Below are 10,304 nucleotides of genomic sequence, written 5' to 3' on the forward strand. Positions count from 1 at the left end.
GACGTTCAGCGGCGCTTCGGAGTACCGGAGGGGGTACCCGAGGCGCCGCTGGCGTCTGCCCGCGACGCGGCCCCGGTCGTCACCGCGACGACCGCGGGCAGCAGCAGGCCGACGCCCACGACGACGGCCGCCAGGAGCACGCCCCACGCCCACACGCTCGACTCGACACCGAGCCACCCGATCGACAGCACGACGAGCATGATCTGCCAGGTCATCACGGGCGAGCGCGCCCAGCGACGCCCGCGCCACAGCCCGCGCGCGCCGGCCGCGAGGACGAACGCGATCGCGAGCCCGAACACGATGAGGAAGACGCTCGCCGCGGGCCGCACGGACACCCCGCGCACCAGGTCCACGGCCCAGGCCACGGCCAGGCCGGCCGCGGTCGCAGCCTCCAGGAGCGTCAGGAGGCACACCACGACGAGCGCGGCGGGGCGCCCGGCGGCGGGCGAGGACGGGGAGGAAGCGCTCACGGGCCGAGCCTACGGCGCCCACCCCGGCCGGCCGCCCGCGGGGCAGCGTCGACCGGCCGCGGCGGCAGTCGAGACGGTGCAGCGTGACCCATACCACGTTGGCAGGGGTGCCAATGACATCGAGCCGCTCAATTCGGTCATGACAAGCGCCCGAATCGATCCACGACGTGCGGATCACGCTCGAACGAGTGTGATCAACGCCTCATCCGTAACGGAGTCGAAACCATCTCGTAACCCCTTGTGCGATGGGGAAACGGGTGTGACTCTTGATGCAGCAGGTCTTCAGCCCAGCCCCCCCAACGAAACGTCCGCGACGTCGCGCGCGCCCTCACCAGGGTGCCGTGGTCGTCGTGCGCCCAAGGAGAGTTCGCATGGATTGGCGCCACCGCGCAGCATGTCTCGACGAGGACCCCGAGCTGTTCTTCCCGATCGGCAACACGGGCCCTGCGCTCCTCCAGATCGAGGAGGCCAAGGCCGTGTGCCGTCGTTGCGACGTCGTCGACACGTGCCTCAAGTGGGCCATCGAGACGGGTCAGGACGCGGGCGTCTGGGGCGGGCTGTCGGAGGACGAGCGCCGCGCCCTCAAGCGCCGCACCGCGCGCCAGCGCCGCGCGAGCTGACCGACTGACGCACAGCACTCTCGACGAAGGGCCGGCCACGAGGCCGGCCCTTCGTCGTTCCCGCAGCCGCTCGTCGCGGCCGAGGCGCCAGACCGGTCCGGGCATCAGCCGACCTGGGCGGCGTCGCGCGACGTGCGCAGCTGGACCTCGACGACGACCGCGGTGCCACCCTCGGGCCGCAGCCGCCAGTCGATGCTCCCCCGCAGCTCGTTGGTGACGAGCGTCTGGACGATCTGCGTGCCCAGCCCCGTGCCCGCCCCGCGGCCCTCCGGCACGCCCGAGCCGTTGTCGGCCACCGTCACGCTCAGGTCGTCGCCGTCGCGCTCGACGATCACCTGGACCTCACCGGACTCCCGTCCCGCGAAGCCGTGCTCGACCGCGTTGGTCACGAGCTCGGTGAGCACCAGGGCGAGCGCGGTCGCGTCCTCGGCACGCACCGAGCCGAACGTCCCCGAGACCGTGGTGCGCACGTGCGCCCCCGCCGACGCCGCGTCGGCCGCCAGCCGCAGGCTGCGCCCGACCAGGTCGTCGAACGGCACGCTCTCGTCGATCGTCTGGGACAACGAGTCGTGCACGAGGGCGATCGTCGCGACGCGGCGCATCGCCTCGGTGAGCGCGTCGCGCGCCTCGGGCGAGGTCATCCGGCGCGACTGCAGGCGCAGGAGTGCGGCCACGGTCTGCAGGTTGTTCTTCACGCGGTGGTGGATCTCGCGGATCGTCGCGTCCTTGGTGATGAGCTCGCGCTCACGGCGACGCAGCTCGGAGACGTCGCGGCACAGCAGCACCGCGCCGATGCGCGAGCCCTGCTCGGTCAAGGGCACCGCGCGCAGCGACAGCGCCACCCCGCCCACCTCGACGTCCGTGCGCCACGGCGCGCGGCCCATGAGGACCAGCGGCATCGACTCGTCGACCGTCGCGCGCTGCTCCGGGATGAGGTCGGCCGTGACCTCGACGAGCGAGCGCCCGACGAGGTCGCCGAGCGCGCCGAGGCGGTGGAAGCACGACAGCGCGTTGGGGCTCGCGTACATCACCTCCCCCTCGGAGTTGAGGCGCACGAGCCCGTCGCCCACGCGCGGCGCGCCGCGACGAGGGCCCGTGGGCGCGTCGGGCGCCGGGAAGTCGCCGGTCGCGATCATGCCGAAGACGTCGTCGGCCGCCTCGACGTAGTTCAGCTCGAGCCGGCTGGGCGTGCGAGCCCCGCCGAGGTTGGTCTGCCGGGCGATCACGGCGATCGGTCGCCCGTCGCGCACGACCGGGATCGCCTCCTCACGCACCGCGTACGACCCGAACCACCGGGGCTCGCGCGAGCGCAGCTGGCGCGACTCGTCGAGCGAGCGCTGGAGCTGGGGTCGCTGCCCCTCGGGTGCGCGGGACCCGACGACGTCGTCGTAGTGGACGGTCGCGCCCGTCGACGGGCGGCACTGCGCGATCGCGACGAAGTCGCCGTCGGTGGTCGGCAGCCACAGGACCAGGTCGGCGAACGCGAGGTCGGACACGACCTGCCAGTCGCCGACGAGCAGGTGCAGCCACTCGAGGTCCGCCGGGGGCAGGGGGCCGTGACGCTCGACGAGCACGCTCAGGGTGGACACCCGCCCAGCCTATGTGGCCCTACTAGGCTCGACCGCGCCGCGAACCGCGGCGAGGAACCCGAGGGGGCCGCCCGTGCACCTGTCCGAGATGCTCGTCCTGCCGACCGACCCGCGCACGGCCGCGCGCCTGCTCGCCGACCCGGACTACGTCCGCGAGAAGGTCGTCGCCAGCGGCGCGACGTGCGAGCAGGTCGACGTCACGCACGACGACATGGCACCCGACGACACGGCACCCGACGAAGCGGCACCCCACGGCGCTGCGCCCCACGCGGCGCCGGGTGCCTTCACCGTCACCTCCCGGCGCCTGCTGCCCACCGAGCAGATCCCCCCGCAGGTACGGGCGTTCGTCGGCGACCGCATCGAGGTGCGTCAGGTCGAGGCGTGGGAAGCACCGGACGACGAGGACGCCCGCGTGGGGACGGTCGTCGTCGAGGTGTCCGGCGCGCCCGTACGCCTCGCCGGGCGGGTCACGCTCGTCGCCCACGGACCCGCCGCGACCGCGATCCGGTACGAGGGCGAGCTGCGCGCCGGCGTCCCGCTGTTCGGCGCGGCGGTCGAGGAGGCGACGGCCGGGGCGATCCGCGCGGCGCTCGCGGCGGAGGCACAGGTCGCGCAGCGCCGGCTCGCGTGACTGGACGCGGGCCGCGCCATCAGCCCGCTCGACACGATGGACCACTCCCGGTCACCCGGGAGAGTCACGGGCGTCGTCGGGCGATGGTCACGGAAGCGGTTCCGCGCCGTAACGATTCGGTAACGTGGGAACTGTGGAAGTAACCCCTGACCTGCGGTGATACTCGTGTGGGATCGCTACCACGCCCAACTCGGACACCGACCTCCTTGACACCCCGCGGCCGCCCGACGACAGTGTGACCCAGCGCGTGGGAACGCTCCCGCAGACTGCGGAGGGGAGCGCTTCCAAGCGGGGTCTCTCAGACCCACGCCGACGTGGTTCCGGGTGCATGTCCGGGCCCCGAGGCGACAGGTGAGGTACGGCATGGCTGCCGTCCGACTGACAAGGGAGTCACAGTGCGCAAGACCACTCGAAAGTTCCTGGCCGTCACGGCCGGGGTCGCGAGCATCGCCCTCCTGGCGACCGCTTGCTCCGACGACAACGGCGGCAGCGGCACCCCGACGAGCGGCGAGACCAAGAAGGGCGACGACACGACGCCCATCACGCTCACCGTCGCGACGTTCAACAACTTCGGCTACACGGACGAGCTGCTCGCCGAGTACTCGAAGGACCACCCCAACGTCACGGTGAAGCAGACGATCGCTGCCAAGTCCGAGGACGCGCGTACCAACCTCACGACGAAGCTCGCCGCCGGTGGCGCGGGTCTCGCGGACGTCGAGGCCATCGAGATCGACTGGCTGCCCGAGCTCGTGCAGTCGGGTGACAAGTTCCTCGACCTCAACTCGGCGGACGTCGAGGGTCGCTGGCCCGAGTTCAAGACGAAGCCGGCCACGACGGCCAGCGGCGCGCTCATCGGCTACGGCACCGACGTCGGCCCCGAGGCGATCTGCTACCGCCAGGACCTCTTCGAGGCTGCCGGCCTCGAGAGCACGCCTGAGGCGGTCAAGGAGCTGCTCGGTGGCGACGGCGCCACCTGGGACAAGTACTTCGAGGTCGGCAAGCAGTTCACCGACAAGTCGGACAGCGCGTGGTTCGACTCGGCCAACGCCATCTACCAGGGCATGGTCAACCAGCTCGAGGCCGCGTACGAGAACACCGACGGCACGCCGATCCCGCTCGCGGACAACTCGGCCGTCAAGGGCCTGTTCGAGACGGTCACGGGTGCCGACGTCCAGGCGCTCTCGGCCCACCTCGGCCAGTGGTCCGGTGACTGGGACGCCGCGTTCCAGAACAACGGCTTCGCGACCATGCTCTGCCCGGCCTGGATGACGGGCCCGATCGAGGAGCGCGCCGGCGGCATCACCGGTTGGAACGTCGCTGACGTCTTCCCCGGCGGCGGCGGCAACTGGGGCGGCTCGTACCTGACGGTCCCCGCGGCCGGCAAGAACGCCGAGGCTGCCAAGGAGCTCGCGGCGTGGCTCACCTCGCCCGCCACGCAGATCAAGGCGTTCCTCAACGCTGGCACGTTCCCGAGCCAGACCGAGGCGCTCACCGACCCGGCCCTGACGGCGGCGACGAACGACTTCTTCAACAACGCCCCCGTCGGCACGATCTTCGGCAACCGCTACCAGGCGATCAAGGTCACCCCGTTCAAGGGCCCGAACTACTTCTCGATCCACACGACCGTCGCTGACGCGATCACGAAGGTCGACGTCGACAAGTCGGCGGACCAGGCTGCCGCATGGCAGGGCGCGCTCGACGCGTACAACGCGCTGGGTCTGTGACCCCGGTCGGGGTCGGGCGCTCCGGCGCCTGACCCCGACCAGCCGAGAGGCCGACTGACGCTGGTCGGCCCCGGATCCGAGCGGCGCCCGGTAGGTGCCCTCCCCTCGTGGGAGCACGGCACTTACCGGGCGCCGCGTCCACTCACGCCGTCATGAGGTGGTCATGTCCGTCCAGTCACCCGTCGAGCCCGAGAGCGATCTCGCGCCGGCTCCGCGGCAGCCGCGCCGCGTGGGCTTCTCCCAGACGCTCAGCCGCTGGGACGTCAAGGTCTCGCCCTACCTGTACATCTCCCCGTTCTTCATCCTGTTCTTCATCACGGGTCTGTTCCCGATCCTGTACACGGGCTACGTCTCCGTGCACAAGTGGCACCTGCTCCAGGGCCAGGGTGACTTCGTCGGCTTCGACAACTTCGCCGACGTGTTCAAGCAGAAGGACTTCTGGCTGTCCCTGCGCAACACGCTCTCGATCTTCGTGATCTCGTCCGTCCCCCAGGTGATCGCCGCGATCCTCATCGCCGCCCTGCTGGACCAGAACCTGCGCGCCAAGACCTTCTGGCGCATGGGCGTGCTGCTGCCGTACGTCGTCGCCCCCGTCGCCGTCGGCCTCATCTTCGGCCGGCTGTTCGCCGACCAGTCCGGCCTCATCAACAGCTGGCTGGGCGTGATCGGGATCGACCCGGTCCAGTGGCACGTCGATCCGCTCTCGAGCCACATCGCGATCGCCACCATGGTGAACTTCAGATGGACGGGCTACAACGCGCTGATCTTCCTCGCCGCGATGCAGGCCGTCCCGCGCGAGCTGTACGAGGCCGCGATCATCGACGGTGCCGGGCGTGCGCGTCAGTTCTTCTCCGTGACCATCCCGCAGATCCGCGCGACCGTCATCTTCGTCGTCATCACCTCGACCATCGGTGGCCTGCAGATCTTCGACGAGCCGCGCGTGTTCGACCCCGCCGGCGCAGGTGGTGCGTCGCGTCAGTGGCTGACGACGACCCTGTACCTGTACAACACGGGCTGGAGCGGCCAGTACAACCTGGGCCGCGCGGCAGCGATCGCCTGGCTGCTGTTCCTGCTGATCCTCGCGATCGGCATGGCCAACTTCTTCGTGACCAAGAAGATCGCCACCGGAGACGCCTCGCCGTCGAAGAAGAAGATCAAGGCCGCGCAGAAGCGATACGAAGCGCAGAGGAACTCCTGATGAACTCCATCCCCGCCATCGAGCAGGTCGCCGGTCGCGGTGCTGCGCGCGCCGCCGCCCGCAAGTCAGGACGCAAGGTCGGCGGCTACGACCGCCGCCCTCGGGTGTTCAACTACATCCTTCTCGCGCTCGTCGTCGTGATCGGCGTGCTGCCGATCTACTACACGCTGGTGATCGGCTCGTCCGACACGGTGTCGATCGCGCAGAAGCCGCTCCCGCAGCTCTTCCCGGACGCGAGCCTGTTCACGAACTTCAAGAACGTGATCAACGCTCAGGCGTTCAGCTTCTGGCAGGCCGTCGGCAACTCGCTGATCATCGCGGTCGTCGTCTCGGCGTCCACGGTGCTCCTGTCGACGCTCGCCGGGTTCGCGTTCGCCAAGCTGCGCTTCCCCGGCCGTAAGGGCTTGCTGATCTTCGTCATCGCGACGATGGCGATCCCGACGCAGCTCGGCGTGGTGCCGCTGTACATCATCATGACGAAGCTGAACTGGATCGGGCACCTGCAGGCGGTCATCGTGCCGTCGCTCGTGGGCGCCTTCGGTGTGTTCTGGATGACGCAGTACCTCGAGGAGGCTCTTCCGTACGAGCTCATCGAGGCAGCCCGCGTCGACGGTGCGTCGATGTTCCGCACGTTCTGGTCGATCGCCATGCCCGCCGCCCGGCCGGCAGCCGCGATGCTCGCGCTGTTCACGTTCGTCGCCCAGTGGGTCAACTTCTTCTGGCCGTCGATCGTGCTCAACAACCAGAACCCGACGCTGCCACTGGCGATCCGCCTGCTGCAGCAGAACTACTTCGTGGACTACTCGCTGATCATGGCGGGCGTCTTCCTGATGACCCTGCCGCTGCTCATCCTGTTCGCGTTCGCCGGTCGCCAGCTGGTGGCGGGCATCATGGCCGGAGCAGTCAAGGGCTGATCGCCGACGGTCGGGCCGGCAGCGTTGCCGGCCCGACCCCGGGGCCCCCGAGCGCCGATCTCGCGCCTGGCCCCGGACGACTGTCTGGCACACGAAAGGGAACTGACCGATGGTGGTCGAGAACTCACCCCTCGCCCTCGATGGCGACCGTCCGTCTGCGCCGACACTCGAGCAGGTCGCCGAGCGCGCGGGCGTGTCCCGGTCGACGGCCTCGCGCGCGATCAACGGCGGGCTCCGGGTCTCCCCGGACGCGCTGGCCGCAGTCGAAGCCGCAGTCGCCGAGCTCGGGTACACCCCCAACCGTGCCGCTCGCTCACTCGTGACGAAGCGCACCGACTCGATCGCACTCGTCGTGCCCGAGCCGGACGAGCGCGTCCTGTCGGACCCGTTCTTCGCGGGGACCCTCAACGGTCTCAGCACGGCGCTCGCCGACTCCGACATCCAGGTCGTGCTCGTGATCGCCCGCCCTGGCGAGTCCGAGCGCACGGTGCGCTACCTGCGCAACGGGCACGTCGACGGCGCGATCGTCGTCTCGCACCACCGCACCGACGACCTCGACCGCGTGCTGCTGTCGTCGCGCGTCCCGAACGTCTTCGTCGGGCGCCCGCTGTCCGTCGACCCGCGCGAGGTGCACTTCGTCGACACCGACAACGTCGCGGGTGGCGAGATGGCCGCACGCCACCTGATCGAGCGCGGCGTCACGCGCATCGCGACCATCGCCGGCCCGCAGGACATGTCCGCAGGCGTCGACCGGCTCACGGGCTGGCGCTCCGCGGTGCGGAGGGCCGGCATGTCCGACGACGCGGTCCTGCACGGCGACTTCACGCTGGCCTCGGGCGCCCGGCTCGCCCACGAGCTCGTGGAGCGGTACCCCGATGTCGACGGCGTCTTCATCGCGTCGGACCTCATGGCCGCCGGTGCGCTGGCCGCATTCGCGGAGCTCGGCAAGGAAGTCCCGGGCGACATCGCCGTGGTCGGTTACGACAACATCGGCGTCGCCACGTCGACGACGCCTCCGCTCACGACGATCGTCCAGCCTGTCGTGTCCATGGCCCGCGCGGCGGGCAACCGCCTGCTCGCACAGCTGCACGGCGAGCAGCTTCCCCGCGAGCCGCTGATCTTCGCCCCCGAGCTCGTCGTACGCGCCTCGGCCTGACCGTCGCGGCCCGCACGCCCGGCCGTGAGCCGCCCACCCGGGCCGCTCAGGGCGCCCCGTCACGCACGACGCAGGGGGTCGTGCGCGACGCGCCCACGGTGCCGTGCATCTGCGCCACCCGGCGTGACGGTGGCAGAGTGGCCCGCGTGACGTCGCCGTTGACCACAGCCCTCGCCCAGCTCTCCTCCGCCGTCGAGATCCTCGGCTACTCCCCCGGCCTGCACGAGATCCTCGCCACGCCTCGTCGTGAGATGCACGTCGCCGTGCCTCTGCGGCGGGACTCGGGCGAGATCGTGCTGCACCGCGGCTACCGCGTGCAGCACAACATCTCGCGCGGCCCCGGCAAGGGCGGTCTGCGCTACGCCGCGGGGGTCGACATCGACGAGGTCCGCGCACTCGCGATGTGGATGACCTGGAAGTGCGCCGTGGTCGACGTGCCGTACGGCGGTGCGAAGGGCGGGGTCGCGATCGACCCCCGGGAGTACTCGAGCGCCGAGCTCGAACGGGTGACGCGTCGCTACACCTCGGAGATCATGCCGATCATCGGCCCCGAGCGGGACATCATGGCACCCGACATCGGCACCGACGAGCAGACGATGGCCTGGGTCATGGACACCTACTCGGTCAACCAGGGCTACACGATCCCGGGCGTCACCACCGGCAAGCCGCTGCCCGTCGGCGGCTCGCTCGGGCGCGCCACCGCGACCGGACGCGGCGTGGTGCACGCTGCGGCCGCCGCGCTCGCCGACGACGGTGTCGACCTGTCCGAGGTCCGCGCCGCCGTCCAGGGCTTCGGCAAGGTCGGTTCGCACGCGGCGCACTGGCTGCACGAGGCGGGCACGCGAGTCGTCGCGGTGACCGACGTCGACGGCGGGACGCGCAACGACGACGGGCTCGACGTCGCGGCGCTGCTCGCGCACGTCGCGACCGGCGCACCGGTCAGCACGTTCGAGGGCGGCTCCGCGGTGTCGAACGACGAGATCTTCGGCCTCGACGTGGACCTGCTGATCCCGGCCGCCGTCGAGGGCGTGCTCGACGCCGACACCGCGTCGAGCGTCAAGGCGCGGTGGGTCGTCGAGGGAGCCAACGGGCCCACGACGCCCGAGGGCGACCGCGTGCTCGCCGACCGCGGCATCGTCGTCGTCCCGGACATCCTCGCGAACGCGGGCGGCGTCGTGGTCTCGTACTTCGAGTGGGTGCAGGCCAACCAGGCGTACTGGTGGACCGCCGAGGAGATCGCTGATCGGCTCGCGCAGCGGATGCACGCCGCGTACGCGAGCGTGTCTGAGACCGCGCGCGACCAGTCGCTCTCGCTGCGCGACGCCGCGCTCGCGATCGGGGTGCGACGCGTCGCGGAGGCGCACCAGATCCGCGGCCTCTACCCCTGACGGGCAGGGGCGTCGGCCGCCGTCGTCAGGCGGTCGGCGCCGGGGCGTCCGCGCGGGTGAGGACCAACCCGTCCCCCGCCGGTGCGACGAGCTCGACCACCGCCGCGGGCGAGTCCTCCTCCGTCCGCTCGAGCAGCGGGTCCGCGGCGCTCAGCGCGGCGCCGTCGGCCGCGCGCAGCTCGAGCGGCTCGGCAAGCAGGCGCAGGAGCTCGGCCTCCTGCCGCATCGCGGCGGGCGGTCCGGCCATGAGCGTCGAGGCCATCGGCCCGAACCTCAGCTCGTCGCCGTCGACCGACCAGGTCCCCCGCAGCCGGTTCACACCGCCCGTGCCGAAGACCTGCCCGTCGCCGTCGAACGTCAGCGAGGCGGTCCGCTCGGTCTCGGCAGCGGGCTCTGGCGTGGACGCGTCCGCGGCGGTCGTGGGCGTCCGCACGCTCACGTGCCACTCCCCGACGAGCTGCAGCATGACCCGATCATGGCACCGGCGACCGCGATCGGCCCGCGGTCGCGGTCCGGCCCGGTCTGCTGCACGCGTCAGCCCTGCGGCCGTCAGCCCTGCGCACGCCGGCCCTGCGTCGGCCGGCCGAGCCGGTCAGCCGATCGGCTGGGGGGGG

The 10,304-nt window shown here is 71.2% G+C and carries 10 protein-coding genes; 7 read left to right on the top strand and 3 right to left on the bottom strand.

Going from position 1 to position 10,304, the window contains the following annotated elements; translation table 11 throughout:
• Positions 1–5 precede the first annotated feature (5 nt).
• Positions 6–470: a hypothetical protein gene (locus CGE01nite_RS04010; RefSeq protein WP_141369132.1), complete on the bottom strand. Its 465-nt coding sequence runs from the start codon at positions 468–470 to the stop codon at positions 6–8.
• Between the two features lie 371 nt (positions 471–841).
• Here CGE01nite_RS04010 and CGE01nite_RS04015 point away from each other — a divergent pair, with 371 nt between their 5' ends.
• Positions 842–1,090, top strand: coding sequence for a WhiB family transcriptional regulator (locus CGE01nite_RS04015; protein WP_048344281.1), 249 nt, complete (start codon positions 842–844; stop codon positions 1,088–1,090).
• A 104-nt stretch (positions 1,091–1,194) separates the two neighbouring features.
• Here CGE01nite_RS04015 and CGE01nite_RS04020 read toward each other — a convergent pair whose 3' ends face one another.
• On the bottom strand, positions 1,195–2,679 hold the full coding sequence (locus CGE01nite_RS04020; protein WP_053071785.1) for a sensor histidine kinase: 1,485 nt from the start codon (positions 2,677–2,679) through the stop codon (positions 1,195–1,197).
• A 73-nt stretch (positions 2,680–2,752) separates the two neighbouring features.
• Here CGE01nite_RS04020 and CGE01nite_RS04025 point away from each other — a divergent pair, with 73 nt between their 5' ends.
• The 6 genes from CGE01nite_RS04025 to CGE01nite_RS04050 all read left to right on the top strand — a co-directional run bounded on the left by CGE01nite_RS04025 (position 2,753) and on the right by CGE01nite_RS04050 (position 9,690).
• Positions 2,753–3,310: a DUF2505 domain-containing protein gene (locus tag CGE01nite_RS04025; protein WP_141369134.1), complete on the top strand. Its 558-nt coding sequence runs from the start codon at positions 2,753–2,755 to the stop codon at positions 3,308–3,310.
• A gap of 395 nt (positions 3,311–3,705) precedes the next feature.
• Positions 3,706–5,034 (top strand): ABC transporter substrate-binding protein, encoded by a 1,329-nt coding sequence (locus tag CGE01nite_RS04030; RefSeq protein ID WP_141369136.1) that lies wholly within the window; start codon positions 3,706–3,708, stop codon positions 5,032–5,034.
• Positions 5,035–5,197: 163 nt separating this feature from the next.
• The gene (locus CGE01nite_RS04035; RefSeq protein ID WP_048344284.1) at positions 5,198–6,232 is read left to right on the top strand and encodes a carbohydrate ABC transporter permease; all 1,035 of its coding nucleotides are present in this window, start codon (positions 5,198–5,200) and stop codon (positions 6,230–6,232) included.
• Positions 6,232–7,146 (top strand): carbohydrate ABC transporter permease, encoded by a 915-nt coding sequence (locus CGE01nite_RS04040; RefSeq protein WP_048344285.1) that lies wholly within the window; start codon positions 6,232–6,234, stop codon positions 7,144–7,146. Before CGE01nite_RS04035 ends, CGE01nite_RS04040 begins: the two co-directional genes overlap by 1 nt.
• A 109-nt stretch (positions 7,147–7,255) precedes the next feature.
• Positions 7,256–8,302 (top strand): LacI family DNA-binding transcriptional regulator, encoded by a 1,047-nt coding sequence (locus CGE01nite_RS04045; protein ID WP_141369138.1) that lies wholly within the window; start codon positions 7,256–7,258, stop codon positions 8,300–8,302.
• Positions 8,303–8,439: 137 nt separating this feature from the next.
• Positions 8,440–9,690: a Glu/Leu/Phe/Val family dehydrogenase gene (locus CGE01nite_RS04050; protein ID WP_048344312.1), complete on the top strand. Its 1,251-nt coding sequence runs from the start codon at positions 8,440–8,442 to the stop codon at positions 9,688–9,690.
• A 25-nt stretch (positions 9,691–9,715) separates the two neighbouring features.
• Here CGE01nite_RS04050 and CGE01nite_RS04055 read toward each other — a convergent pair whose 3' ends face one another.
• Positions 9,716–10,156, bottom strand: coding sequence for an META domain-containing protein (locus CGE01nite_RS04055; RefSeq protein WP_141369140.1), 441 nt, complete (start codon positions 10,154–10,156; stop codon positions 9,716–9,718).
• Positions 10,157–10,304 lie beyond the last annotated feature (148 nt).

It is taken from the genome of Cellulomonas gelida, from assembly GCF_006538725.1.
GTDB lineage: Bacteria > Actinomycetota > Actinomycetes > Actinomycetales > Cellulomonadaceae > Cellulomonas > Cellulomonas gelida.